Below are 24,301 nucleotides of genomic sequence, written 5' to 3'. Positions count from 1 at the left end.
CAATTCTCAGGTTCTATAGATATCTGGTCACAACCCTACAGTGAAATAATCTGAAAACTTTCCGGCTATAAACCCAGCAGAATATTGACGATTACAACAAAAATGGGTTATCAATTTCTGATAACCCGCTGCTCATACTAAAAATTAGCTGACTTGATGATAGTGAACGCTTTGCATATGCACTGTTTCAACCAGTGTTTTTGCATTTTCTGGCGGAGTGAACTGGGAAATGCCATGCCCGAGGTTAAATACATGGCCATGCCCATGACCATAACTTGCCAGTATTTTTCCAACTTCAGCAGCAATTGCTTCCGGTGAGGAAAACAATACAGCTGGATCCAGGTTGCCCTGCAAAGCTACTTTGTCTTGCGTACGCCGACGCGCTTCGCCAATGTCAATCGTCCAGTCCAATCCGATGGCATCACAACCACTGGCCATGATGGATTCCAGCCACAGCCCACCTCCCTTGGTAAACAGGATATTCGGGATACGTTCGCTGTCATGTTCACGTTTTAATCCTTCCATGATCTGGGTCATGTAACGCAGGGAAAACTCCTGATAGGCGGCATGGGATAGCGCACCACCCCAGCTGTCGAAAATCATCACTGCCTGCGCACCTGCTTCAATCTGGGCGTTCAGATAGACGATCACCGCTTGCGCTGTTACCTCCAGAATATGGTGCAGCAGATCCGGGCGTGTATACAACATGGTTTTGATCTGACGATAATCATTACTGCTTGCACCCTCCACCATATAACATGCCAGCGTAAACGGGCTGCCTGAGAATCCGATTAATGGCACTCGATTGTTCAGCGCCTTGCGAATTTCTGTAACGGCATCCATGACATAGCGCAAATGTGTACCCGGGTCCGGCACGATCAATGAGTGAATTTCTCGTTCTTCACGTAACGGGCGCTCGAAGCGTGGCCCCTCTCCTGTCGAAAAATATAATCCCAACCCCATTGCATCCGGGATAGTCAGAATATCGGAAAATAAAATGGCTGCATCCAGCGGAAATCTGTCCAATGGCTGCAAAGTCACTTCTGTTGCAAGTGCGGGATTTTTGCATAGGGCAAGGAAATCACCCGCACGCGCCCGCGTCTGGTTGTACTCTGGCAGATAGCGGCCAGCCTGGCGCATCATCCAGACAGGGGTATAGTCCACAGGCTGCCGCAGCAGTGCGCGAATAAAAGTATCATTTTCCAGTCTGGTCATTGTCTATATAGATTAAATCTCAAAAAGGTTTATAAATTAACGTAAGAAAAGAATCGTACATAACTGTACTTCTATCATCGTTCAGCGACTAGTGGTCAATCCAGTTTTCGCAACTGTTCATCAAGTTTTTTCAAGGTTGTGCTGAACGTGACCAAGCGCCCTTTTTCCTGCTGAACCACTTTTTCTGGCGCACGTTGGATAAAATCAGGATTGTCCAGCTTCACTCTGGCTTTGCTGATTTCAGCTTCCACCCGGAGTATTTCCTTGTTGAGGCGTTCACGTTCTGCCTTAACATCTATCTCTATTTTCAGCATCAACCTGAAATCACCCACCACAGCAACTGGTGCATCGGTATCCGGTAACCCACCTGGCAGGATATCCACTTCGGATAATCTGGCCAACGCCTGCAAGTGGGGAAAGAAATTTATCAATCGGGCACGATCACCTTCTATCAATAACGGTATACGGTCTGCCGGTGACAGTTTCATTTCTCCGCGCAACGTACGACAAGCATTCACGACTTCCTTGAGTAGTTGAATATCTGCAGCAGCTTGCTCGTCAATACGTAACTGATCAGGTTGAGGATAAGGCTGACACATGATACTGGCCCCCGTTTTACCTGCAAGCGGCGCAACTGCCTGCCAGAGTTCCTCTGTAATGAACGGGATGATCGGATGCGCTTGCCTTAACACCGTTTCCAATACCCGCACCAATGTACGGCGAGTGGCACGTTGCCGTGCTTCATCTTCACTGTTCAACTGTACTTTTGCCAGCTCTACATACCAGTCGCAGTATTCATCCCAGATAAATTCATACATCTCACGTGCAGCAAGGTCAAATCGGTACTCATTGAAAGCCTGTATTACGCTCTGTTCAGCTTGCTGCAAACGACCAATAATCCATTTATCCGCTGGTGAGAAATTCAGTGGCAGCCCTTCATCCAATCCTGTGTCCTTACCCTCACAATTCATCAGCACAAAACGGGTAGCATTCCACAATTTGTTGCAGAAATTGCGATACCCTTCACAGCGCTGTAGATCAAACTTGATATCGCGCCCATGCGAGGCCAGGCTGGCAAAGGTAAAGCGCAACGCATCGGCTCCGAATGCGGGAATTCCTTGCGGGAACTGCTTGCGTGTGGCCTTCTCGATGGATTCCGCCTGCTTGGGATTCATCAGGCCGGTCGTACGCTTTCTGATCAACTCCGTCAGTGCAACGCCATCAATCAGATCAAGCGGATCAAGTACGTTACCTTTGGATTTACTCATCTTCTGGCCTTCCGCATCGCGAATCAGGCCGGTGATATACACTTCCCGGAAGGGTACTTCGCCGGTGAAATGCAGAGACATCATCACCATACGTGCCACCCAGAAGAAAATAATGTCAAATCCGGTTACCAGCACGGATCCAGGCAAGAAGGTTTTAAGCTCAGGCGTCTGTTCCGGCCAGCCCAGTGTCGAAAAAGGCCATAACGCGGAAGAAAACCAGGTATCCAGTACATCTTCATCCTGATGCAGGTTTTCCTTACCAGACAGTTTTCTGGCTTCTTCCAAATCATATGCAACAATTACGTTGCCATCTTCATCGTACCAGGCTGGGATACGATGTCCCCACCATAATTGCCGTGAAATACACCAGTCCTGGATGTTTTCCAGCCACTGGTTATAGACATGCGCCCAGTTCTCCGGCACAAATCTGACCTGGCCGCTTTCAACCGCTGCCAGCCCCTGTTTGGCCAGGCCTTCCATCGCTAGATACCATTGATCGGTCAGCATGGGTTCAATCACCGTATTGGTCCGATCCCCACGCGGAATCATCAGTTTATGCGGGCGAGTTTCAACCAGTAATTCCTGTGCCTGCAGATCGGTAATAACTTTCTTTCTGGCATCAAAACGATCCAGTCCCTGAAATTCAACCGGGGCATTGTCATTGATCTTGCCATCCAGCGTAAAAATGCTAAGTGGTATCAGTTTGTGGCGCAACCCTACCTGATAGTCGTTGAAATCATGTGCCGGGGTGATTTTTACGCACCCTGTACCAAAAGCGGGATCAACATAGGAATCTGCAATAATCGGAATTGTGCGCTCGGACAACGGCAGGCGCACATGATGTCCGATCAGATGCCGGTAGCGTACATCCTCCGGGTGTACTGCCACCGCCACATCACCCAGCATAGTTTCAGGCCGTGTAGTAGCAACAATCAGACCTTTCTCACCATTTTCTGCCCGATGTTCGAAAGGATAAAGAATGTGCCAAAGCGATCCCTGTTCCTCAACTGACACCACTTCCAGATCGGAGACTGCTGTTTGCAATACCGGATCCCAGTTAACCAGGCGTTTGCCACGGTAAATCAACCCTTCTCGATACAGACGAACGAATACTTCAGTTACCGCACGGGAAAGCACTTCATCCATAGTAAAGCGTTCGCGCGACCAGTCACAGGAAGTTCCCATACGGCGCATTTGCCGGGTAATGGTGGAGCCGGATTCTTCTTTCCATTGCCAAACTCGCTCCAGAAAAGCTTCACGACCCATTTGGCGGCGATCCTTTCCTTCCTGATCCAGCTGGCGTTCAACCACAATCTGCGTGGCAATCCCGGCATGATCCGTGCCCGGTTGCCACAATGTGTTGTCACCCAGCATACGATGATAACGGATCAGTGCATCCATCAGGGTATGCTGGAAAGCATGCCCCATGTGAAGCGTACCGGTAACATTGGGGGGCGGCAGCATGATGCAATAGGCATTAACCTCCTCCCGTTTGGCTGGACTAAAGTAGCCAGCGGTTTCCCAGACCGAGTACCAGTGATTTTCTATATCCTTTGGATCAAAGCTTTTTGCGAGTTCCATGACAATCAGACACAAAGTAAACCGGTAGAATGAAACCGGCCATTATAACGAACGAAGGCAAGATTAAATATTTTTGGGCAGCCGTTTCCCCAGAGCTTGAATCAAGGTCAACCGTTCAGCAGGATTCAGACTGATACATGCTTCCCTTAATGCTGCATCAAAAGCGAAATACAACAGCTCGGAAATTTCTGTTGGGGATGGCCATTCATCTATCGTCAGTGTCACCTGATCAGTCAAAACAGGAATCCCGTCAATATCGGGTGCTGACTCGGCAATATCCCCGGGCAATTCACCGGATACGGAAGGAAGCTGTTCCAGGGAGTCAAATGAGCTCACAATAATCTGCTCTACAGGCTGCATGAGAGAAGATTGTTCCTGTCGATGTCTGCGCAACATTGAATCTATTTTATTCAGCAGGATTTCATCTTCCGGTTCCTGCGTTATATCGGGTTGATCATCCGCCACCAGATTGCTCCTGATCAGATAGTAAACTCAAAGTCCGAGAATACAGAGAGCTTCTGCATAGCTCGGAATCAGTTAATTTTCCTCAAGCCGATGATGGCGAATGTCGTGTCCCAACTCTTGGTAGCGCCGGTACCGTTTGCGTGCATGCAGCTTGCTGTCCTCTATTTCATCAACAATTTCAACGACCCGCTTAAAATGTTCAAATCCGGATGGAATTGCCGCATCCAGATTAAGCAACACATCGAAGTAAGCCACTTCCGGCATTTCTAGCTGATTATTCAGGATCACTGGCGTCACCCCCGCCAGTTTGTCATCTGCCTGGCAGTGTGGGACAAAACTGGTTGGAGAAAACGTCCAGAGCAACTTATCAAACCGGTTTGCCAATTCTGCATCCGGAATATAAACAACTGTTTTCAATCCCTGCTGTACTGCTTTCGAACACAAACGACAGGCGATCAGCAATCTGTCGGTTGCGCCCGTGTAAAAATCAATCTGTGTCACACCTGCCCGCAGAAATTAGAATACCAGCTGATTAATGCTGTTGTGCACGATCGATCAGAAATTGTGTTAGTAGCGGAACCGGACGTCCGGTCGCACCCTTCTCCTTGCCGGATTTCCACGCTGTTCCAGCAATATCAAGGTGCGCCCAGCGGTATTTCCTGGTAAAACGTGAAAGAAAGCAGGCCGCGGTAATCGCTCCTCCCCAGCGACCGCCGATATTGGCCATATCGGCAAAATTACTTTTGAGCAGTTCCTGATATTCCTCTCCCAGTGGTAGCTGCCAGGCACGATCAGATGCCTTTTCCCCAGCCTGAAGCAGTTCCTGAACAAGCGGCTCATCGGTACCCATCAGGCCACTGACCACATGCCCCAGGGCGACCACACAGGCCCCCGTTAGCGTGGCAATATCAATCACCACATCCGGATTGTAACGTTCGGCGTATGTCAGCGCGTCACACAGAATCAATCGTCCCTCTGCGTCGGTATTCAATATCTCGATTGTCTGCCCGGACAAACTGGTAACAACATCCCCGGGTTTGGTTGCATTGCCACCTGGCATATTTTCGGTTGTGGGAATGATGGCTGTTACATTGATAGGCAACTTCATTTCCGCTACAGCAGTCAGCGTACCGAAAACACTTGCTGCGCCGCCCATATCGTATTTCATTTCATCAAGATCAACTGCCGGTTTCAGTGAAATACCGCCGGTATCAAAGGTGACACCTTTCCCAACCAGTACAACTGGTTTCTCGATGCCTTCCCGGCCATGATACTCCAGTACGATCAGCTTGGCCGGCTGATGGCTGCCACGTGCCACAGCCAGCAATGCACCCATTCCGAGCGCTTCCATATCTTTTTCTTCCAGCACGGAAAGTTTGAGATTGTATGTTTTGGCCATTTCGCCAGCCTGTTCGGCCAAATAGGTCGGAGTACAGATATTGGGCGCAAGATTACCCAAATCTTTCGTTACATTCATACCACACGCAATAGCTGCTCCCTGCTTAAATGCTTGTTCTGCGCCTGCCCTTGCAGCTTCATCCCCGATAAGAAAGATAATTTTCTGCAGGGATGGCTGACGTTCCTCACGTTTACTTTTGAGCCGATCAAAGCGGTACACACTTTCTTCTACCAGGAGGGTTGACTGCAGTACGCTCCAGGCAGTATCTCTTCCTTTTACAATCAAATCCGCCACACACAAACCGACATCTTTGACCCCTGTCTGATGCAGTGCTTTAAAAGCTGCACGAATGGCCTCCAGGAATACCTTTTCTACGTATTCTTCCTCCTTGCCCAGCCCGACCAGCAACACTCGCTTGCTTCCAATAGCCGGGACGTTGTGCAGCAGTAAAGTTGTATTTGCTCTACCGTCCATGTCTCCCTGGTCAAGCACCTTGGTTAGATAACCTCTGCACATTTCGTCCAAAGCTTTGGCCGCCTCAGTCAACTTACGGGACTCGAACACACCCGCCACGATACAGTCACCATAATATTTCCCCAGATCGCCCGCTTGGATTGCGAAGTCCATGCTTTACTCCTGTTTTATTTGTTTATTTTTGACAATAAATATGAACCGGACTATGGTCATGTCTCTGATTTAAAATTAAAAAACCGAATTCCCTGCCATAATATTCGGAATTATGCTTTTGACATTCAGCACAAATAGGTTTACTTAGCGGCTCTTTTCCAGTATTTCCATGGAATTATATCGGGTAAAATTATTTTTCCCTGTAAATCCGGAATGAGTAAGCAAACGCTCTATTCACGTCCTTGGTAATGGAAACATGAAAGAAAATCTGCTCAAGCAATTGCGGTTCTGTACCAATTTGCCTAGCCTGCCTTCTGTTGCGCTCAAGATTATTGATCTTGCCGGTAAAGCAGATACCAGCCTTACGCAGATCAATCATTATATCTCGCATGATCCTGCGCTTGCCGCCAAAATTATCAAGACAGCCAATTCCCCTCTGTATAAATCCAGATATCCGATCAATAACATCAGCCAGGCTACCAATATTCTCGGAACTTACGGTGTTATTACAATAGCATTATCCTTCTTGCTGGCAGATTCTCTGATAAAACAATCCAGAGAGAAGCTGGGCATGACTGGCAACAATAGCTTCTGGCGCCGCTCGATCACTTCTGCGCTGGCCAGTCGCACTTTGGGCAAACGTCTGGGAATGGACAAAATACTGGATGATCTGTTCCTGGCCGGGCTGCTGCAGGATATTGGCATTCTCGCCTTTCACGCTCTCATGCCTGAGGATTACCCACCGGTATTTTCGCTTACTGAGGACCACAATGCCCTTCTGGAAGCTGAACGCCAAACATTCGATATAGGACATGACGAACTGGGCGCAGCATTACTTGAATACTGGAAATTTCCCAGCTACGCACCTGCCGCCTGCCGGAGCAGCCATACTGCACCAGATATCCCTAATGCTGGCATCAACGAATGTGTTGCAGTATCTGGCTACATTACGGATTATTTCCTGTCGCCTGACAAAAAAGAAAAAATTGATGAAACAACCCGCATAGCGGAGGCCTATTTGGGGCTCGACGGACATGCATTGATAGAAGTTCTGGAAGCCATGCAGAATGATCTGCACCATGTGGAAGAGCTATTTGAAATCACTATCCTGAACCCTGCCCACCTTGACAATATCATCACTGAGGCCCGAGAGTTACTGACAGTGCGAGCTATGATCAAAGTGCGCGAGCTTGAAGACAAAATTCAGCATGACGGCCTGACCGGCGCGCACAACCGCGCCTACTTCGATGGGGCATTCCGGAGTGAATTTCAGCTTTCAATTCAGCAGGGAACGTCTCTTGCTCTGGCAATGATTGATATTGACAACTACAAAACTTTTAACGATACCTATGGGCATATTGCAGGAGACGGTGTGCTGGTAACTGTAGCCAAAGCTATTACTGATCAGATTCGTCAAACCGATATTTTCTGCCGGTATGGTGGTGACGAATTTGCTCTGATACTCCCGGGCACGACTCTTTCGGCTGCACGTCACATCCTGGCAAGGGTCATGGAAAGTATCGCTACAATTGCCTATAAACCGAATGAAGCCAGTACTATCCGCATCACGGCTTCAATTGGCCTGGCTATCAATATGGATAAGGAAAAGTCTTTTGATCTCCAGAGTGAAATGCTGGAAGCAGCCGATAGAGCACTGTATGCCGCCAAGTATGCAGGTCGTAACCGGATTGTTGAATGGAATCCGGCGCTGACTTCACCCTTAAAAACCTGATCGCACCTACCCGGCCGATATTCATATAGTACGACATTCCATGTATAGTGCCTGCATTCGTCACTTAATCAAATTAAAATAATTCTCATGAATCTTATTATTCAAGGTACAGATATACAGAACAATGATTTACGGGCAATTGCCAAACTCGCACAAGCCAGTCAGATTGATCGCATCACCGGGGAAGCTTTCCGGATGATAAATGCTCAACTGCATCCGGATATTCCTGACTATTGTGAAGAGACCAACCTGGATCATGCTTTTGTTCCGGCAGGCAAAAAATTAAGCGATTTTGGTTTAATCTCTATGGATATGGATTCAACCCTGCTCGCCATCGAATCCATTGATGAAATTGCCGACATGCACAATGTCAAACCGCAGGTTTCCGCCATTACTCAGAGCACTATGCGCGGAGAAATCAGTTTTGCCGAAAGCCTTATCCGCCGTACCGCCCTGCTTGAAGGGCTGCCACAGGAAGCACTACAGAAGGTTTACGATGAGCGCGTGCGATTGAGCCTGGGGGCTGAAAAAATGCTGCAACGCATGCAATCCGCTGGTATTAAGACCATGGTAATCTCGGGCGGCTACACTTTCTTCACCGATCGGGTCAAAGATCGGCTCGGGCTGGATTATGCATTCGCCAATACTTTTGAAGTACAGGATGGGAAACTGACCGGACGAGTGTTGGGCAACATTATCGGTTCATCCGGCAAGGGAGAAATCTTGAAACGGATACGGGATGAGCTCGGCCTCAGGAAAGATCAGGTCATTGCTGTCGGCGATGGCGCCAATGATCTGAAAATGCTGGAAGAATCAGGAGTTGGCATTGCCTTTCATGCAAAACCTGTATTAAAGGAAAAAGCAACCTTTTCTCTTAATCACGTCGGTCTCGACGGTATCCTCAACCTGTTTGAGTAAATCAATCCCCTGCTTTATACCGTAAGGCAGGGGGACACCACTCCTGTTTCAATAGCCGGGTTCATAGATCAAAGCTTGCACATTTGCTTCCAGATCCTCAGGCAGATTTCCACCCGCCAGGCTATCCTGCCAAGCCACCTGACAAACTTTGATGGCAATGCCCTGTGAAATATCGCGTACCCGGGCAATATCCGGATAAATTGATCCACGCTCGATTTCCCCAGACAAAACACGATTTGCCAATTCTTCAGCAGCAACCAGAAACATACGTTCAACCACCAGACGCGCACGGCTGGCCATGACACCTAACCCGATTCCAGGATAGATATATACATTGTTTCCCTGCGCCGGGTAATGGGTTCGTTTATTAAATGTTACCGGCGCAAACGGGCTGCCGCTGGCAAAAATAACCCGTCCTTCACTCCACCGGTAAGCCTGTTCAGCAGTACATTCCGTATGCGAAGTTGGATTGGAAAGCGCAATAATCACGGGGCGTTCCTGGCAACGGGCCATCTCGCGAATAACTGCTTCATTGAACGCACCCGCTGTTCCTGTTGCGCCAATCAGCACATCCGGCTGGATAGCGGTAATCGCATCAACGAAACTCATTGCCTCACGTTCGCTCACAAACGGACAAATACGCGGTTTAATCAGCTCATGTGCAGCTGTCACCAAACCCCGTCTATCAACAAAACTAATTCTAGAGTGAGCCTCGGCCTCACCCAGTCCGGCCGCCTTGAATGCCGGCAGCAGCAATTCGGCCACACCGGTTGCAGCAGATCCAGTTCCCAGTAACATGATTTTCAGATCAGCAAACGATTTGTGTGTAATCCGGCAGGAAGCATAGATACCCGCCAGCGTCACTGCAGCTGTGCCTTGAATATCATCATTGAAACACCGAACTGATGCGGCATAGCGATCCAGCAAGGTAAATGCATTCCGACTGCTGAAATCCTCAAACTGGATCAACGCATCCGGATACCGATGCTGTACCGCTTCCACAAATTCATCCACCAGCGATAGATAATCCTGTCCGACCAGCCGGGGATAGGGATAACCCAGATAGAGCGGATCCTCTCGCAGTGCCTGATTACCGGTTCCAACATCCAGCATGACCGGCATACATCGATCGGGATAAATCCCGGCACAAGCTACATACAGAGATATTTTGCCGATTGGTATTCCCATACCATTTGCTCCCAAGTCACCCAGGCCAAGAATTCGCTCGCCATCTGTAACAACGATAATTTGCACATCGGTTTCTGGCCAGTTTTTGAGCCGGGATATAATTTCCCCGCGATCTTCCGGCGTAATGTAAAACCCTTGCGGCTTTCTGAAAATATGTGAAAGCTTTACACAAGCCTCGCCCACAGTGGGCGTATAGACCAATGGCATAATTTCACCAATATGATCGACCAGAGTGCGGTAAAACAGCTGTTGGTTGCGTTCGAGCAGATCATTCAGATAAATGTATTTTTCGATATTGCTGCTTTTGTTGCGCAGATTGGCCAGTACCCGTTGCTGCTGTTTTTTAATATCCGTCACGCCGTATGGCAGTAACCCTTGCAAGCCGTAATGTTCACGCTCCTCTCGGGTGAAAGCGGTGGATTTGTTCTGCACCGGATCGTTCAGTAATGTCTTGCCATATAATGATTTCATGATATTTTCCTGGTCAGGATGTGTTGGATATCACCATCCTCTTGATTACGTCCCAAAGCGGTCAGGCATTGATTTCAACTAGCGTGCCAACAGACACCCGTTCAAACAGATCTAATAGATCGTGATTATGCATCCGGATACAGCCGATCGATCCGGGTTTACCCATCTCCGCGCTGTCTGGACTGCCGTGAATATAAATGTAGCGCCGCATGGTATCGACCGAACCCAGGCGATTAAATCCCGGCTCACACCCTGAAAGCCAGAGAATGCGTGTCAGAATCCAATCCCGATTCGGGTGATTGGCCGCCAGCTCTGATGTATAGATTTCTCCAGTGGGACGACGCCGGACAAACACTGTATTAACAGGTACATTCTGTCCAATCTTGGCACGAATAATATGCTTTCCCAAAGGTGTGTGAAAACTGCCACGTTGCTGTCCAGTACCATTTTTTGCGGAAGAGATTGGGTAACACCTGACAATATGTCCTGTTACATCCTGTAGAGTCATTTGTTGCAACGAAATATCAACGATAATTTTCATGGTGTATCGCGCTCTTTTGTACTGCGCCGGATAATGAAAAACTGTTTCAGCAAGGTACTCGCTTCATCCGCCAGAACACCCTGACTAACCACCAAGTGATGATTAAGCCGGGTATCAGCAGGCAAATCAAGCAAACTGCCACACACACCGGTTTTTGGATCCTCCGCAGCATAAACCAGCCGTTTGATTCTGGCATGAAACATTGAACCGATACACATCACACAAGGCTCAAGTGTGACATACAGCGTACATTCTGGCAGCCGGTAATTTCCCAGTTTGTTGGCAGCATCACGCAAGGCCATGATTTCAGCATGTGCCGTCGGATCCATTAACGTAACAGGACAGTTATATCCGTAACCTGCAATCTGGCTATTTCTGACCACAACCGCACCGACTGGAACCTCCCCTGAGTCGCCCGCTACACGGGCAAGATCCAGCGCCTGACGCATGAAATACTCATCTTCTGCCTGAACCGGCACCCGGATAACCTGTACTTTCATCAGTTTTTTTATGCTAAATTGCTTTCCGGAGAAACTCGGATTGAATCATGACTTATACCAGACAGCCCAATAACACTACCATCCTCCAGGCAGGGGAAGAATTGCGCACCTTGCGTGATTTGTTGCGTTTTGCAGTAAGCTATTTCAACCGATCCGATCTTTTCCTGGGACACGGTCTGCCGACTGCTTATGATGAAGCAGCGCTTCTGATTATGCACGCACTGTATCTGAACGCTGATCAGCTGGATCTTTTTATGGATGCCATGCTTACATACAATGAGCGTGATCAGGTTCTCCGTATCATTGAACGACGTGCCAGGGAAAAAATACCGGTTGCCTATCTGACGCACGAAGCCTGGCTGGGTGATTTTAATTTCTATGTTGATGAACGTGTCATCATACCGCGTTCATTTATTGCTGAATTGCTACATGATCGCCTGTCTCCCTGGGTAATAGATCCACATGACATCAATTCAGCACTTGATTTATGCACTGGCTCCGGCTGTCTCGCCATTTTACTGGCACACGCCTTTGAGCAGGCACAAATCGATGCTGTGGATATTTCTTCCGATGCACTGGACGTGGCATCCATAAATATCAGAAATTATGATCTGATGAACCGGATCAACCTGATCCATGCGGATCTTTTCACCAGGCTGCAAGGTAAAAGATACGATCTAATCATCAGTAATCCTCCCTATGTCAATGCTGTATCCATGGCAATGCTCCCTGAAGAATATCGCCACGAACCCGCTATCGCCCTGGCAGGCGGACTTGATGGGCTGGATATTGTTCACCGAATTCTCAGAGAAGCAGCCGACCATCTGACCGAAAACGGCTTGCTGATCATGGAAATCGGCCACAATCAAGCCGAAATCGAGCAAGCATTTCCCCAGCTGTCCTGTACCTGGTTGGAAGCCAGTGCAGGAGATCAGTTTCTTCTAATGGTGAGACGATGCGACTTGTAAGCGTAGAAAGGAATTTGTCTGGAAGCGAGCTAACTGATCAGCGCCAGTAATCGTTCGACTTCTGTATCGACCAGCTCCAGCCACATACCGCGCTTAAGTCTGGGCGGGAGATTAACGGGGCCAAACCTGACACGCATCAGGCGGCTGACTGTTATCCCCAGCGCTTCGAACATTCGGCGAACCTCACGGTTTCTACCTTCTTTCAGTACGATGCGATACCAGTGATTCGTTCCCAGCCCACCTTCATCAAGCAACTGATCAAATTTTGCTGAACCATCTTCCAGTTCAATACCAGTAGTCAAATGAGTAATTTGTTCCGGGGACAGCTCCCCAACAATGCGAACTGCGTACTCCCGTTCCATCTGGTAACGCGGATGCATCAGGCGATTGGCCAAGGCGCCGTCGGTTGTAAAAATAAGCAACCCGCTGGTATTAAAATCCAGCCTGCCTATTGCTATCCATTTGGAAGACTGAATGTGCGGCAATTTATCGAATACCGATAGCCGCCCCTGTGGATCACGCGCACTGACAATTTCCCCCTCCGGCTTGTGGTAAATGATAATCCGTGGCAAAAGTGCAGGCATGCTAAGTCGGATAATTCTTCCATCAATCCGTATCTTATCCCCGAGCCCAGCTCGATCGCCGAGTTTTGCCGTCGTATTATTGATACTCACACGACCGGCTGCAATCATGGCTTCAATTTCCCGTCGGGAACCCAAGCCATTGCGTGCCAGCAACTTCTGTAACCTGTCAGTTTCGGCAGGAGGTGCAGCGCTGAGGTTCTTCGAGGCAGGAGGTGATCTGTGCGTGCGCCTGGGCTTTTGATTCTTTAGCCGATTAACCGACATGAATATAAGTCCTGTGTTGTAGTCGGTCTGTCAAAAACACGCAGCCAAACAATTTAGAAAGGAAATTTCATTCCTGCCGGCAATCCCAGGCCACTGGTTACACTCGCCATATGTTCCTGTGTTGCAGCTTCTACCCGACGTACGGCATCATTCATCGCAGCTGCCACCAGATCTTCGAGCATTTCCTTATCATCTCCGATCAGGCTGCTATCGATATTGATCCGCTTTACATCATGGCGACAAGTCATGATCACTTTAACCATACCTGCTCCTGCCTGGCCCTCAACCTCAATCGTTGCCAGCTTTTCTTGCATAGCCTTCATGTTTTCCTGCATTTGCTGGGCCTGCTTCATCAGATTGCCCAAATTGGCTTTCATCAATTTACAATCTCCGTTAATTAATTGGTTTAATGGAATAAATATTCAATTTTGCGTCAAATTGTTCGATCAGTTCCTGAACATAAGGATCCGATTTAATCGCCTCAACTGCCTGGGATTGCTTTGCGAGCTTATCGCGATCCTGTAATATAGCTGGAGTAACACCAGTAATACTCCCCAGCGAAAAAATCACTTCAACGGGTTTCCCAAAATGAGACTCCAGTTGAAATTTCAACTTGTCCTGATAGGATTTTTCCAGCAGATGTTTGTGCATTTCTGCCACACACAATTCTATTCTGTTTGCAGAGAAGTGTTTTGCTTCACTGTACTGTGCCAGCATCCGTGTCATCCCACTCAATTCCAATTGGTTTACCAGCGCAAGCCAGGCGTCATTCGGAGAATCGTTCTCTATTGATTTTTCCTGCTTCCTGGAATCTGCAGGCAGCTCAGATTTAATTTTCCGAGTGATATTGGCATTGGTACTTGCGTGCACCGGATGACTGGATTGTTGAGAATGAGGCATAAAGGCCAGCATCCGCATTAATGTCATGGTAAAACCACTGTACTCATCCGGAGCCTGACCAAGATCAGCACGCCCGTGCAATGCAATCTGATAAAACAGTTGAATATCCTCGGGCGTGAAACATTTTACCAAGGCGAGCAACCTGTCACTCTCCGGCTGTTCTTCATCAAGCATCTGTGGAACGGTCTGAACTATTGCCAACCGGTGTAGCAATGCTGCCAGATCCTGCAAGGCAGAATCAAATGATACACTCGCCGCTTCTAGCTGATCAGCAATAGCTAACAATGCCGCTCCATCCTGCTCCGCCAGTGCTTCCAGTAATGCGAACAAATGATCCTGATCCAGCGCTCCCAGCATCACACGAGTATTTTTTTCATCCACTGTGGCGTTACCGAGTGCAATGGCCTGATCTAGCAGGCTCAGAGCATCACGCAAACTTCCTTTCGCAGCTTTTGCCAGCAACTTCAAGGCAGTCGCATCCGCCACAATTCTCTCCATGGAGAGAATCTCGGACAGACGCGTCACGATCAGAGAAGGAGGTATCTGCTTCAAATTGAACTGCAGACAACGAGATAATACAGTAACAGGTATTTTTTGAGGATCGGTGGTGGCAAGAATGAATTTGACATGCTCTGGCGGTTCTTCCAAGGTTTTGAGCATTGCGTTAAATGCTGACTTGGAAAGCATATGCACTTCATCGATCAGATAGACTTTGTACCGTGCCGTAACTGGTGCATATTGTGCGTTATCCAGTAGCTCACGCATGGCATCCACTTGTGTATTGGATGCTGCATCCAGCTCAATCAGATCAACAAAATTTCCTTGATCAATTGCCAGGCAAGCCGCACACTTGCCGCAAGGTGTGGCAGTAACTCCCTGTTCACAATTCAGGGCCTTTGCCAAGATTCTGGCTACCGTTGTCTTGCCAACCCCGCGCGTACCCGTAAACAAGTATGCGTGGTGCAACCGGTTTTGCTCCATTGAGTTGACCAGTGCTCTTACAACGTGTTCTTGTCCAACCAGCCCCGTGAAGTCTTTGGGGCGCCATTTGCGGGCAAGTGCCTGAGAATCCGTCAAGGTTTTTTATCGAGAAGAGATTATTACAACCCGGATTTATTATGAAGCTGCAAAGAAACAGACTCTGCAATCTGTATAAAGACAGGTGGCGAGCCGAACCCCCGGCACTTGTAAAAAATAGCTGTGGCTGCTTCCTTCCGGATCTGACCAGATTCACTATCTTACAATGCGGGGAGGCCCGCCATGCGCTCATTCTACCTTAAGATAGCACCTGAATACAGTATGTTTCAGACTACATAATAAAAAAATAGAACAACGCCGTAACTGCAAAGCAAGCAACTGCCATCAGAAACCTTACAGAAATAAGAATACCGTGGCCGGATTATAAAATCTCCCTTAAGATCCACCGTAGCTTTTCCGGTTTAACTGAGTCTTATGATCCGCGTACCTGCCAGCTTATCATGCAGAAATTGCCGGTCACGATTAAATAAAGCCCACAGCAATCCAAATCCCAGAAAACTAATGCCTATTACAGCCATGAGGTAGCGCACCATCGCCTGTTGCATAGTAACTTTTCCACCATTCTCAGAAACAAGTCGTAACTTCCAGGTTTGCATGGCCAGCGTTTGGCCACCATGGGTCCAGAACCAGATGAAATAGATACCACCAATACACAATAGATAAAACTGAAACAAGGGCCTAAAGTATTCAGCTGATGTATCCCGAAAAACGAGGTGGAACAGGAAGGCCGCGATAAACCATACACCCAGCAGCAACAAAAATTCGTAAGCCAGCGCCAGTATACGACGCCCAAACCCCGGTATTGATCCTTCCATCAGCATATTCTCTTGTACCGGTTATTGATTCTTTCCCAAGGTTTCATCTACTAAAAAGAGGCGTATCACCATTAGAAAAAACACATATTTACCGTCAGGATAGCTTACGACAAACCCACAATGCAGCAGTGAATAACAGCACAGCACCAGCCTGGTGTGCTGTAGCAAACGTCAGGGGAACCGACAATAATAACGTCGTAATCCCAAGCCCTGCTTGAATGAGCAACATCAACAGCAGGAGATGACAAGCCAAGCGACCAGAATAAGACAATGATAACTGTTTTGCCTTGAACCAGAACCATGGTATAGAAAAAATAAGCAACCAGGCAATCAAGCGGTGGTCAAATTGTACTGTAGTGATGTTATCAAAAAAGTTTCGATACCAAGGTTCCAGCACAAACATAGCGGGAGGAATCAGAAAGCCGTCCATCAAGGGAAATGTGTTATACGCCCTCCCGGCATGAATACCCGCTACCAATCCTCCGGACAATACCATAACGAATATCAGTCCAGTCAGCATCCAGGCAAACTTTTTAAGTTTATGTACGGATACCGGGTCTGACAAATGAGTATTTAAGGGAGAAATCAATCCGGTAGCCACCCAGAACATAGCAGCATAAATAACAAAAGCGAGACCAAGGTGTGCAGTCAGCCGATACTGACTGACATAAACATTATCTGCCAGTCCACTCATAACCATATACCAGCCCATTAACCCTTGCAAAGCACCAAGCGCGAATATACCCAGCAGCTTTAAACCAAGTAAACGATCAATCCGTTTGCGCACCATGAAATAGACAAATGGTATGAAATAAACCAGACCAATCAGGCGACCAAGCAAACGATGAAAATATTCCCACCAGAATATTCCCTTGAATTCATCCAGCGTCATACCTTTATTAACTTGTTCGTATTGAGGTATCTGACGGTACTTCTCCAGCAATACTTCCCAATCTTCCTGGCCAATAGGTGGAATCGTTCCAACTATTGGCTTCCATTCAACGATCGATAGCCCGGAACCTGTCAGACGCGTTACTCCACCCACAACAATCATGGCAAACACCAACGCACAGCAAATCAGCAACCAGATAGCAATAGGCATATGATTTTGAGTATATTTATCAGAAATTGCCGAAGGAACGGAGTTAGATGAATTTGTTTGCATAAATATTAATCAGGAATGGCGCATACGCAACAAGCGCTGCTTATCACGTTCCCATTCTTTACGTTTCTCACTTTCACGTTTATCGTATTGCTTTTTTCCCTTGGCAAGGCCAATTTCCAGTTTGATTTTACCTGCTTTATAATGCATATCTAAGGGAACCAGAGTATAGCCCGCACGCTCTACTTTGCCGATGAGTTCTTTGATCTGGAAAGCATGCAACAACAGTTTGCGTGTTTTTACGGGGTCAGGATTAACATGTGTCGATGCTGTCGGCAGCGGACTAATATGACATCCTATAAGAAATAACTCACCCCTGCGGATAACTATGTAAGCTTCTTTTAACTGAACCCGACCGGCACGAATTGCCTTAACCTCCCATCCTTCCAGCACAATGCCGGCTTCATATTTTTCTTCAATGAAATAATCGTGGAAAGCCTTTTTGTTTTGTGCAATGCTCATTCAAAACAGCTGGAAGAAAATATATGCATATAAAAATATTTGATTAGCGCATTAGTGTATCAGTTTTCTGTATCTTTACACCCAGACTATGAGAATACAACATTATGACTGAAATAGAAAAAACTGTATTGGTGGGGTATTCATCTGCCCAAATGTTTCATTTAGTAGATACCGTGGAGAACTATCCCGACTTTCTACCCTGGTGCTCGGGGGCATCAATGAAACTCATGGAGGACAACGAAACAGCACACGCAACAATAAATATCGACTACCATCTTGTAAAACATAGCTTTACTACGAAAAACAAACGCCACCCACCCGACTTGATAGAAATGGAACTGCTTGAAGGGCCTTTTGAAAAGCTTAATGGCTACTGGCGCTTCATTCCTTTAACAGATACTGCTTGTAAAATTGAATTTAAATTACATTACACATTTTCTCACAAACTTTTAGAAAAGCTGATCGGTCCAGTATTTTACATAATAGCCAATAGTTTTGTAGAAGCTTTCGTGGAACGAGCGGAAGAGATTTATGGACCCAGTATTTAGGAAGGATTTTATTATCATAGAGATAGTCGCTGCACTGACCGAACGACATTTTATCAAACGACTTCAAGTTCCAAAAGGAACTTTAATTAATCAAGCAATTAAACTTGCAGAAATGAAAGAGTTCTATCCTGAGATCGATTGCTCAACTCTTAAAATAGGGATTTATGGAAAAGTGGCCTGCTCAGAAACTGTGCTCCAGCAAAACGATCGCATTGAAATTTACAGACCTTTAATCTCAGATCCCAAAGAAAAACGCAAGCTGAAAATCAAGTCAGAATATAATAAAATAAGGAGATCATGATCCCAATAGCTTTTTATGCTAATTTCAATCAGTTAAAAATCAACTAACAGAATCATGGTGCCGCAGAGAGGAGTCGAACCTCCGACTTGCTGATTACGAATCAGCTACTCTACCAACTGAGTTACTGCGGCTTCGTGAAATAATAAAATTGTCAGGCTAATGCGAAATATATTTAGAAGGGACAAATTAAAATCACTCCAATCAATTATTTACCTGGAAATATTGAAATGGAGTGATGTAGCTAAATAGTTATGTTTTAAATATGAAAAAATAGATAAAATCTACAGCTTCAAAAACAGAACTATTAAATCAACGATTAATTACTCAGCAATATTCACAATATCATTATTAGCTTCAGATCTATCCAATAGCTCCACGATAGCCATTGGAGCATTATCTCCCTTCCTGAACCCACATTTAAGAATTCTTAAATAACCTCCGTTTCGATTCTGATATCGCGGTCCCAATTCAGAAAAGATTTTAACAACATTTTCTCTATTTCTTAATCTATCAAATGCCAATCGTTTGCTAGCTAAGGTTGGATTTTTACCTAAAGTAATTACCGGTTCTACTACACGACGAAGCTCTTTAGCTTTAGGGAGTGTGGTTTTTATAATTTCATGTTCAAGCAAAGAATTAGTTAAGTTCCTGAACATAGCCAAACGATGACTAGAGGTTCGGTTTAATTTTCGCAATCCATTACGATGACGCATGTCCCGGTTCCTTTACATAATTTTCTAAGTTAGCTGGCGGCCAATTCTCTAATTTCATACCTAGCGATAAATCACGTGAAGCTAGCACTTCTTTAATTTCGTTTAATGATTTTCTACCTAAATTAGGTGTACGAAGAAGCTCAGCTTCTGTTCGTTGTATTAAGTCTCCAATATAAAATATATTCTCAACTTTCAAACAATTCGCGGAGCGGACGGTAAGCTCTAAATCATCAACTGGCCGCAACAAAATAGGATCAATTGCAGGAGCTCTCGGTTGCTCAGTAGGCAATGGAGTACTCTCTAGATCTGCAAAAAAAGAAAACTGTTCAACCAATACCCTTGCTGCATAACGAATAGCTTCTTCCGGATCAACAGAACCATTTGTTTCAATATCAATAATCAGCTTATCAAGATCTGTTCTTTGCTCCACACGTGCATTTTCTATCGTGTAACTGACACGTCTAACCGGGCTAAATGAAGCATCCAGCAGTATATCACCGATAGAAGATAAACTTTTATCTTCTCGACTGCGATTAACAGAAGGTAAATATCCTCTTCCTTTTTCTACAGTTATTTGCGCCTCAATACGGCCACCGCTAGTAATATGAGCAATCACATGTTCTGGGTTGACTATCTCAACATCATGAGAAGATTCAATATCTCCAGCCGTGACAATACCTTCCGTATCTTTCTTTAAAGAAAGAACAGTAGAGTTCTTGCTATGAAGTTTTAGTACAACTCCCTTCAAGTTCAATATCAGATCAACGATATCTTCCTGTAAGCCATCTATCGTTGAATATTCATGAACCACTCCGCTAATACTAATTTTAGTAGGAGCACAACCAGGAATGGAAGATAATAAAACGCGACGTAATGCATTACCTAAAGTGTAACCAAAACCTCGTTCAAAAGGCTCCATTACAACTTTAGCGCGTAAAGGCGAGAGATTATGTACCTCTATAATCCTAGGTGTAAGAAAACTATTCGATGACATATAGGTGCCAATATAAAAAATGCCGATTACTTTGAATAAAGCTCAACTACAAGAGATTCATTAATAGTTGAAGATAAATCACTGCGATCAGGTTTATTCTTATAAAGGCCTTTAAGGTTATCAAAATCAACCTCCAGCCAGGATGGAATACTACGACGCTTGGCTAATTCAATTGAAGATTTGATCCTCAAATAACTCTTTGCATGCTCAGCCACCTCTATTTGATCGCCTGGCCCTATTAATTGTGAGGGTATATTAGCTTTTTTACCATTTAAAAGAATGCAATCGTGTCTAATTATTTGTCGTGCTTCAGCTCTTGATGCCCCAAATCCCATATTATATGCAACATTATCCAAACGGCTTTCTAAAAGCTTAAGTAAATTCTCACCTGTAATACCCTTTTGTCTATCGGCTTGTTTGTATACATTACGAAACTGATTTTCCAGCAAGCCGTAGATTCTTCTAATTTTTTGCTTTTCTCTTAGCTGCACAGCATAATCGGATAGTCTTGTTTTTCTCTGTCCATGTTGTCCAGGTGGATAATTTCTACGCTCTATTGGACATTTATCACTAAAACACTTGTCACCTTTCAGGAATAATTTTTCTCCCTCCCGACGACATTGACGACACTTTGGGTTTATATTTCTGGCCACAGATTTTCTCCTTCTTAGATACGACGCTTCTTGGGCGGCCTACACCCATTATGAGGCACAGGTGTCACATCAGTAATACTTGTAATTTTAAAACCTGTAGCATTAAGCGCTCTTACAGCCGAATCACGGCCAGGTCCGGGTCCTTTAACTCTAATCTCTAAATTTTTAACGCCATACTCCAACGCAGCTCTGCCCGCATGTTCTGCAGCAACCTGTGCCGCAAAAGGGGTACTTTTACGCGATCCTTTGAAACCGACTCCTCCCGATGTAGCCCAAGACAAAGCATTTCCTTGTCGATCAGATATCGTCACAATTGTATTGTTAAAAGATGCATGTATATGTGCAACTCCTTCAATAATATTTTTCTTAATTTTCTTACGGCTTTTTAATGGAGGTTTTATCATTAATTCCTGATCTACTTTTAAATTAAATTGGTAAAAGAATTATCTAGCACGTATAGCTTTACGTGGACCTTTTCTTGTCCTCGCATTAGTTTTCGTTCGTTGGCCCCTTACTGGCAAACCCCTACGATGTCGCAATCCACGATAACTACCAAGATCAATCAACCTTTTAATATTCATAGAGACTTCTCTGCGTAAATCTCCCTCAACCAGCAGCTTAGCAATAGAATTTCTCAATTCTTCTAACTTACCATCCGTTAACTCTTTAAGTTTAATAAACGGTGGAATATCCAAATCCGTACAAATTTTACGTGCTGTCGAATTTCCTATACCATAAATCGCCGTCAAAGCTATGTTAACGTGCTTATTGCTAGGTAAGTTGACGCCTGCTATACGAGCCATTTTTTACCCTATATATTAAAAACGATAATTAACCTTGGCGTTGTTTATGCCTGGCATCGACACAAATAACACGAATAACCCCATAACGTTTAATTATTTTACAATTTCTACATATCTTTTTAATTGATGCTCTAACTTTCATAATAAACTCACGATAATATTTATGTAATGTAATAATTACAGTAACTACTTGGTGCGAAAAGTTATCCGTGCCCTAGTTAAATCGTAGGGTGTTAGATCAACTGTAACCTTGTCACCAGGCAAAATACGAATATAATTCATTCTCATCTTTCCAGAAATGTGGCCTAGTACAATATGGCCATTCTCTAATTTTATTCTGAACGTTGCATTTGGAAGTGTTTCAATAACCTCTCCTTGCATTTGTATAGTTTCTTCTTTTGCCATCACAACCCAACTATCGTAAAAAGTTACCACTGGTTTTGAAGTTAGCTTTCTTCAACAGACTCTCATATTGACCTGACATCACATGAGACTGAACTTGAGCCATAAAATCCATGGTAACCACGACAATTATTAGCAGCGAAGTTCCTCCAAAATAAAATGGAACATTCCATTTTAAAATCATAAACTCAGGTAACAGACAAACTAGCGTGACATAAATTGAACCAATTAATGTTAACCTCAACATAATACGCTCTATGTATTTCGTAGTTTGGTCACCTGGACGTATTCCAGGTATAAAAGCCCCACTTTTTTTCAGATTATCTGCCGTTTCCTTCGGATTAAATACAAGTGCGGTATAGAAAAAACAAAAAAATATGATCAATGTAGCATATAAAGCAACATAAATAGGCTGTCCAGGTGCCAACGTATTACTAAAATCTTTTAACCAATTTAGAGACAGGCTATCAGAAAACCAACCAGCTAAAGTTGCGGGAAATAAAATAATACTGGAAGCAAATATTGGAGGTATAACTCCAGACATATTTAACTTTAGAGGCAAATGAGATGATTGGCCACCCATCATCTGCTTACCTACCTGTCTTTTTGCGTAGTTTACCAATATTTTCCGTTGGCCACGCTCTATAAAAACAACCAGTGCTGTAATAGCTATAGCTGCAATAAAAATAAATAAGGCAGTAAAGAAATGCATTGCGCCCGTATTTACCAGCTCAAGAGTCCCCCCAACAGCACTTGGAAATCCAGCTGCTATTCCAGCAAAAATTATCAAAGAAATTCCGTTCCCAATTCCGCGCTCTGTGATTTGCTCTCCAAGCCACATGAGGAATATGGATCCAGTTACAAGCGTAATGATTGTTGTAAATATAAAATGCATTCCTGGTTCCACCACTAAGCCAGGCTGTGATTGCAAGGCAAAGGAAATTCCATAGCTTTGTAATGTAGAAAGTAGCAGCGTACCGTAACGAGTGTATTGCGTTATCTTTTTCCTGCCTGATTCACCTTCCTTTTTCAAAGATTCCAAATACGGAACAGCTACTGTTCCAAGTTGCATAATAATGGATGCCGATATATAGGGCATAATTCCAAGTGCAAATATGGAAAATCTTGAAAGAGCCCCCCCCGAAAACATATTAAACATTCCCAGTATTCCACCTTCCTGGGAGTTAAAAAGATCTTTTAATACAACCGAATCAATTCCAGGAACGGGAACATGTGTACCAATGCGATACACAATCAAAGCAAACAGCAAAAACCACAATCGCTTTTTTAAATCATAGAATCTATCAGACAAAGCAGCTTTTGATTTAGATACCATTTACATCTTCTATAGTTAATTCAACCTGACCACCCGCGTGCTCTACTATATCTTTGACACCTCGAGTTACTCTTAAATCTTTTAGCCTTATAGCTCGTGTACAAGCCTGAGTATCTGCAATAATTTTTACAGGGTAATTAATAGACTTTATAAGGTTGAATTCATGCAATACAGATGTATCAAACTCATTCCGATCAATTAACAACAAACTAGATAGTTTAATCTCTTGTATTTGTTTCTTCCCATAGACCACAAAACCTCTCTTAGGCAATCTGCGTTGCAATGGCATCTGCCCCCCTTCAAAGCCAATCTTATGAAAACCGCCTGCCCGCGATTTCTGTCCCTTGTGCCCTCTGCCGCATGTTTTACCTAACCCGGAACCAATCCCACGCCCCACTCTTCTTCTGGGTTTTGTAGAACCCATACCAGGCTTTATAGTATTAAGTCTCACCT

At 45.2% G+C, this 24,301-nt stretch carries 28 protein-coding genes, 1 tRNA gene and 1 other RNA gene; 5 read left to right on the top strand and 25 right to left on the bottom strand.

Annotated features, from left to right (window positions below):
* Positions 1–144: 144 nt before the first annotated feature.
* The 5 genes from hemE to ACZ5EJ_RS02540 all read right to left on the bottom strand — a co-directional run bounded on the left by hemE (position 145) and on the right by ACZ5EJ_RS02540 (position 6,555).
* The gene (hemE, locus tag ACZ5EJ_RS02560) at positions 145–1,215 is read right to left on the bottom strand and encodes a uroporphyrinogen decarboxylase (protein WP_011633716.1); all 1,071 of its coding nucleotides are present in this window, start codon (positions 1,213–1,215) and stop codon (positions 145–147) included.
* A 95-nt stretch (positions 1,216–1,310) separates the two neighbouring features.
* Entirely contained in the window at positions 1,311–4,064 is a 2,754-nt protein-coding gene (locus ACZ5EJ_RS02555) for a valine--tRNA ligase (protein WP_011633715.1), read from the bottom strand.
* 63 nt (positions 4,065–4,127) lie between these two features.
* The gene (locus ACZ5EJ_RS02550; protein WP_011633714.1) at positions 4,128–4,529 is read right to left on the bottom strand and encodes a hypothetical protein; all 402 of its coding nucleotides are present in this window, start codon (positions 4,527–4,529) and stop codon (positions 4,128–4,130) included.
* A 72-nt stretch (positions 4,530–4,601) separates the two neighbouring features.
* Entirely contained in the window at positions 4,602–5,030 is a 429-nt protein-coding gene (locus tag ACZ5EJ_RS02545; protein ID WP_011633713.1) for a DNA polymerase III subunit chi, read from the bottom strand.
* Between the two features lie 31 nt (positions 5,031–5,061).
* Positions 5,062–6,555: a leucyl aminopeptidase gene (locus tag ACZ5EJ_RS02540; protein WP_011633712.1), complete on the bottom strand. Its 1,494-nt coding sequence runs from the start codon at positions 6,553–6,555 to the stop codon at positions 5,062–5,064.
* Positions 6,556–6,811: 256 nt separating this feature from the next.
* Here ACZ5EJ_RS02540 and ACZ5EJ_RS02535 point away from each other — a divergent pair, with 256 nt between their 5' ends.
* Entirely contained in the window at positions 6,812–8,287 is a 1,476-nt protein-coding gene (locus ACZ5EJ_RS02535) for a GGDEF domain-containing protein (protein ID WP_011633711.1), read from the top strand.
* Positions 8,288–8,374: 87 nt separating this feature from the next.
* On the top strand, positions 8,375–9,205 hold the full coding sequence (serB, locus tag ACZ5EJ_RS02530; RefSeq protein ID WP_011633710.1) for a phosphoserine phosphatase SerB: 831 nt from the start codon (positions 8,375–8,377) through the stop codon (positions 9,203–9,205).
* Between the two features lie 48 nt (positions 9,206–9,253).
* Here serB and ACZ5EJ_RS02525 read toward each other — a convergent pair whose 3' ends face one another.
* Genes ACZ5EJ_RS02525 through tadA form a run of 3 tightly spaced genes read right to left on the bottom strand, consistent with a single transcriptional unit; the run spans position 9,254 to position 11,905 of the window.
* On the bottom strand, positions 9,254–10,867 hold the full coding sequence (locus ACZ5EJ_RS02525) for an NAD-dependent malic enzyme (protein ID WP_256212009.1): 1,614 nt from the start codon (positions 10,865–10,867) through the stop codon (positions 9,254–9,256).
* A gap of 58 nt (positions 10,868–10,925) precedes the next feature.
* Entirely contained in the window at positions 10,926–11,405 is a 480-nt protein-coding gene (locus ACZ5EJ_RS02520; RefSeq protein ID WP_011633708.1) for a L,D-transpeptidase, read from the bottom strand.
* The gene (tadA, locus tag ACZ5EJ_RS02515; RefSeq protein WP_011633707.1) at positions 11,402–11,905 is read right to left on the bottom strand and encodes a tRNA adenosine(34) deaminase TadA; all 504 of its coding nucleotides are present in this window, start codon (positions 11,903–11,905) and stop codon (positions 11,402–11,404) included. Before tadA ends, ACZ5EJ_RS02520 begins: the two co-directional genes overlap by 4 nt.
* 47 nt (positions 11,906–11,952) lie before the next feature.
* Between tadA and prmB the strand changes: the two genes are divergently transcribed.
* A complete protein-coding gene (gene prmB, locus ACZ5EJ_RS02510; RefSeq protein ID WP_011633706.1) occupies positions 11,953–12,873 on the top strand; it encodes a 50S ribosomal protein L3 N(5)-glutamine methyltransferase in 921 nt (306 codons plus the stop codon).
* A gap of 29 nt (positions 12,874–12,902) precedes the next feature.
* Here the strand turns inward: prmB and rluB are convergent, their stop codons facing one another.
* From rluB to smpB, 7 genes are all read right to left on the bottom strand, one after another.
* On the bottom strand, positions 12,903–13,721 hold the full coding sequence (rluB, locus tag ACZ5EJ_RS02505; protein WP_011633705.1) for a 23S rRNA pseudouridine(2605) synthase RluB: 819 nt from the start codon (positions 13,719–13,721) through the stop codon (positions 12,903–12,905).
* Positions 13,722–13,774: 53 nt separating this feature from the next.
* Positions 13,775–14,098: a YbaB/EbfC family nucleoid-associated protein gene (locus ACZ5EJ_RS02500; RefSeq protein ID WP_011633704.1), complete on the bottom strand. Its 324-nt coding sequence runs from the start codon at positions 14,096–14,098 to the stop codon at positions 13,775–13,777.
* Between the two features lie 16 nt (positions 14,099–14,114).
* Entirely contained in the window at positions 14,115–15,698 is a 1,584-nt protein-coding gene (gene dnaX, locus ACZ5EJ_RS02495) for a DNA polymerase III subunit gamma/tau (protein WP_011633703.1), read from the bottom strand.
* 84 nt (positions 15,699–15,782) lie between these two features.
* An RNA gene (gene ffs / locus ACZ5EJ_RS02490) (signal recognition particle sRNA small type) lies at positions 15,783–15,881 on the bottom strand.
* Between the two features lie 179 nt (positions 15,882–16,060).
* Positions 16,061–16,474, bottom strand: a complete 414-nt coding sequence (locus ACZ5EJ_RS02485; RefSeq protein WP_041353681.1) for an RDD family protein — start codon at positions 16,472–16,474, stop codon at positions 16,061–16,063.
* A 94-nt stretch (positions 16,475–16,568) separates the two neighbouring features.
* Positions 16,569–17,639: a COX15/CtaA family protein gene (locus ACZ5EJ_RS02480; protein ID WP_011633701.1), complete on the bottom strand. Its 1,071-nt coding sequence runs from the start codon at positions 17,637–17,639 to the stop codon at positions 16,569–16,571.
* Between the two features lie 9 nt (positions 17,640–17,648).
* Positions 17,649–18,098 (bottom strand): SsrA-binding protein SmpB, encoded by a 450-nt coding sequence (gene smpB, locus ACZ5EJ_RS02475; RefSeq protein WP_011633700.1) that lies wholly within the window; start codon positions 18,096–18,098, stop codon positions 17,649–17,651.
* A 104-nt stretch (positions 18,099–18,202) separates the two neighbouring features.
* Here smpB and ACZ5EJ_RS02470 point away from each other — a divergent pair, with 104 nt between their 5' ends.
* Positions 18,203–18,646 (top strand): type II toxin-antitoxin system RatA family toxin, encoded by a 444-nt coding sequence (locus ACZ5EJ_RS02470; protein WP_011633699.1) that lies wholly within the window; start codon positions 18,203–18,205, stop codon positions 18,644–18,646.
* Complete coding sequence (locus ACZ5EJ_RS02465; RefSeq protein WP_011633698.1) at positions 18,630–18,947, top strand: RnfH family protein; 318 nt, start codon at positions 18,630–18,632, stop codon at positions 18,945–18,947. The genes ACZ5EJ_RS02470 and ACZ5EJ_RS02465 overlap by 17 nt, the downstream gene beginning before the upstream one ends.
* A 55-nt stretch (positions 18,948–19,002) precedes the next feature.
* Here ACZ5EJ_RS02465 and ACZ5EJ_RS02460 read toward each other — a convergent pair.
* The 10 genes from ACZ5EJ_RS02460 to rplO all read right to left on the bottom strand — a co-directional run bounded on the left by ACZ5EJ_RS02460 (position 19,003) and on the right by rplO (position 24,299).
* A tRNA-Thr gene (locus tag ACZ5EJ_RS02460) sits at positions 19,003–19,078 on the bottom strand.
* Between the two features lie 189 nt (positions 19,079–19,267).
* Complete coding sequence (gene rplQ, locus ACZ5EJ_RS02455; RefSeq protein ID WP_011633697.1) at positions 19,268–19,660, bottom strand: 50S ribosomal protein L17; 393 nt, start codon at positions 19,658–19,660, stop codon at positions 19,268–19,270.
* Positions 19,647–20,654, bottom strand: a complete 1,008-nt coding sequence (locus ACZ5EJ_RS02450; RefSeq protein ID WP_074455460.1) for a DNA-directed RNA polymerase subunit alpha — start codon at positions 20,652–20,654, stop codon at positions 19,647–19,649. The genes rplQ and ACZ5EJ_RS02450 overlap by 14 nt, the downstream gene beginning before the upstream one ends.
* 26 nt (positions 20,655–20,680) lie before the next feature.
* Positions 20,681–21,307: a 30S ribosomal protein S4 gene (gene rpsD / locus ACZ5EJ_RS02445; RefSeq protein WP_074455459.1), complete on the bottom strand. Its 627-nt coding sequence runs from the start codon at positions 21,305–21,307 to the stop codon at positions 20,681–20,683.
* Positions 21,308–21,321: 14 nt separating this feature from the next.
* A complete protein-coding gene (gene rpsK, locus ACZ5EJ_RS02440; protein WP_011633694.1) occupies positions 21,322–21,711 on the bottom strand; it encodes a 30S ribosomal protein S11 in 390 nt (129 codons plus the stop codon).
* Between the two features lie 39 nt (positions 21,712–21,750).
* Entirely contained in the window at positions 21,751–22,110 is a 360-nt protein-coding gene (gene rpsM, locus ACZ5EJ_RS02435) for a 30S ribosomal protein S13 (RefSeq protein WP_011633693.1), read from the bottom strand.
* 28 nt (positions 22,111–22,138) lie between these two features.
* Positions 22,139–22,252, bottom strand: a complete 114-nt coding sequence (gene rpmJ / locus ACZ5EJ_RS02430) for a 50S ribosomal protein L36 (protein WP_074455458.1) — start codon at positions 22,250–22,252, stop codon at positions 22,139–22,141.
* Between the two features lie 44 nt (positions 22,253–22,296).
* The gene (gene infA, locus ACZ5EJ_RS02425) at positions 22,297–22,515 is read right to left on the bottom strand and encodes a translation initiation factor IF-1 (protein ID WP_011111057.1); all 219 of its coding nucleotides are present in this window, start codon (positions 22,513–22,515) and stop codon (positions 22,297–22,299) included.
* Positions 22,516–22,525: 10 nt separating this feature from the next.
* Positions 22,526–23,848, bottom strand: a complete 1,323-nt coding sequence (gene secY / locus ACZ5EJ_RS02420) for a preprotein translocase subunit SecY (RefSeq protein WP_074455457.1) — start codon at positions 23,846–23,848, stop codon at positions 22,526–22,528.
* Complete coding sequence (rplO, locus tag ACZ5EJ_RS02415) at positions 23,838–24,299, bottom strand: 50S ribosomal protein L15 (protein WP_074455456.1); 462 nt, start codon at positions 24,297–24,299, stop codon at positions 23,838–23,840. The genes secY and rplO overlap by 11 nt, the downstream gene beginning before the upstream one ends.
* Between the last annotated feature and the right edge of the window lie 2 nt (positions 24,300–24,301).

Source organism: Nitrosomonas sp. TNE100, from assembly GCF_055387135.1.
Note: the sequence above shows the minus strand (reverse complement) of the source record. Positions and strands in the feature narration are given on the sequence as shown.

What these genes read in the sequence shown, in the direction of transcription:
- ACZ5EJ_RS02450 (WP_074455460.1), bottom strand. Translation starts at nt 20,654, where the DNA reads ATGTCATCGAATAGTTTTCTTACACCTAGGATTATAGAGGTACATAAT.
- ACZ5EJ_RS02470 (WP_011633699.1), top strand. Translation starts at nt 18,203, where the DNA reads ATGACTGAAATAGAAAAAACTGTATTGGTGGGGTATTCATCTGCCCAA.
- ACZ5EJ_RS02480 (WP_011633701.1), bottom strand. Translation starts at nt 17,639, where the DNA reads ATGCAAACAAATTCATCTAACTCCGTTCCTTCGGCAATTTCTGATAAA.
- prmB (WP_011633706.1), top strand. Translation starts at nt 11,953, where the DNA reads ATGACTTATACCAGACAGCCCAATAACACTACCATCCTCCAGGCAGGG.
- serB (WP_011633710.1), top strand. Translation starts at nt 8,375, where the DNA reads ATGAATCTTATTATTCAAGGTACAGATATACAGAACAATGATTTACGG.
- hemE (WP_011633716.1), bottom strand. Translation starts at nt 1,215, where the DNA reads ATGACCAGACTGGAAAATGATACTTTTATTCGCGCACTGCTGCGGCAG.
- rpmJ (WP_074455458.1), bottom strand. Translation starts at nt 22,252, where the DNA reads ATGAAAGTTAGAGCATCAATTAAAAAGATATGTAGAAATTGTAAAATA.
- smpB (WP_011633700.1), bottom strand. Translation starts at nt 18,098, where the DNA reads ATGAGCATTGCACAAAACAAAAAGGCTTTCCACGATTATTTCATTGAA.
- ACZ5EJ_RS02485 (WP_041353681.1), bottom strand. Translation starts at nt 16,474, where the DNA reads ATGGAAGGATCAATACCGGGGTTTGGGCGTCGTATACTGGCGCTGGCT.
- ACZ5EJ_RS02500 (WP_011633704.1), bottom strand. Translation starts at nt 14,098, where the DNA reads ATGAAAGCCAATTTGGGCAATCTGATGAAGCAGGCCCAGCAAATGCAG.
- infA (WP_011111057.1), bottom strand. Translation starts at nt 22,515, where the DNA reads ATGGCAAAAGAAGAAACTATACAAATGCAAGGAGAGGTTATTGAAACA.
- tadA (WP_011633707.1), bottom strand. Translation starts at nt 11,905, where the DNA reads ATGAAAGTACAGGTTATCCGGGTGCCGGTTCAGGCAGAAGATGAGTAT.
- ACZ5EJ_RS02540 (WP_011633712.1), bottom strand. Translation starts at nt 6,555, where the DNA reads ATGGACTTCGCAATCCAAGCGGGCGATCTGGGGAAATATTATGGTGAC.
- rluB (WP_011633705.1), bottom strand. Translation starts at nt 13,721, where the DNA reads ATGTCGGTTAATCGGCTAAAGAATCAAAAGCCCAGGCGCACGCACAGA.
- ACZ5EJ_RS02520 (WP_011633708.1), bottom strand. Translation starts at nt 11,405, where the DNA reads ATGAAAATTATCGTTGATATTTCGTTGCAACAAATGACTCTACAGGAT.
- ACZ5EJ_RS02555 (WP_011633715.1), bottom strand. Translation starts at nt 4,064, where the DNA reads ATGGAACTCGCAAAAAGCTTTGATCCAAAGGATATAGAAAATCACTGG.
- secY (WP_074455457.1), bottom strand. Translation starts at nt 23,848, where the DNA reads ATGGTATCTAAATCAAAAGCTGCTTTGTCTGATAGATTCTATGATTTA.
- ACZ5EJ_RS02465 (WP_011633698.1), top strand. Translation starts at nt 18,630, where the DNA reads ATGGACCCAGTATTTAGGAAGGATTTTATTATCATAGAGATAGTCGCT.
- ACZ5EJ_RS02535 (WP_011633711.1), top strand. Translation starts at nt 6,812, where the DNA reads ATGAAAGAAAATCTGCTCAAGCAATTGCGGTTCTGTACCAATTTGCCT.
- rpsK (WP_011633694.1), bottom strand. Translation starts at nt 21,711, where the DNA reads ATGATAAAACCTCCATTAAAAAGCCGTAAGAAAATTAAGAAAAATATT.
- rpsM (WP_011633693.1), bottom strand. Translation starts at nt 22,110, where the DNA reads ATGGCTCGTATAGCAGGCGTCAACTTACCTAGCAATAAGCACGTTAAC.
- rplQ (WP_011633697.1), bottom strand. Translation starts at nt 19,660, where the DNA reads ATGCGTCATCGTAATGGATTGCGAAAATTAAACCGAACCTCTAGTCAT.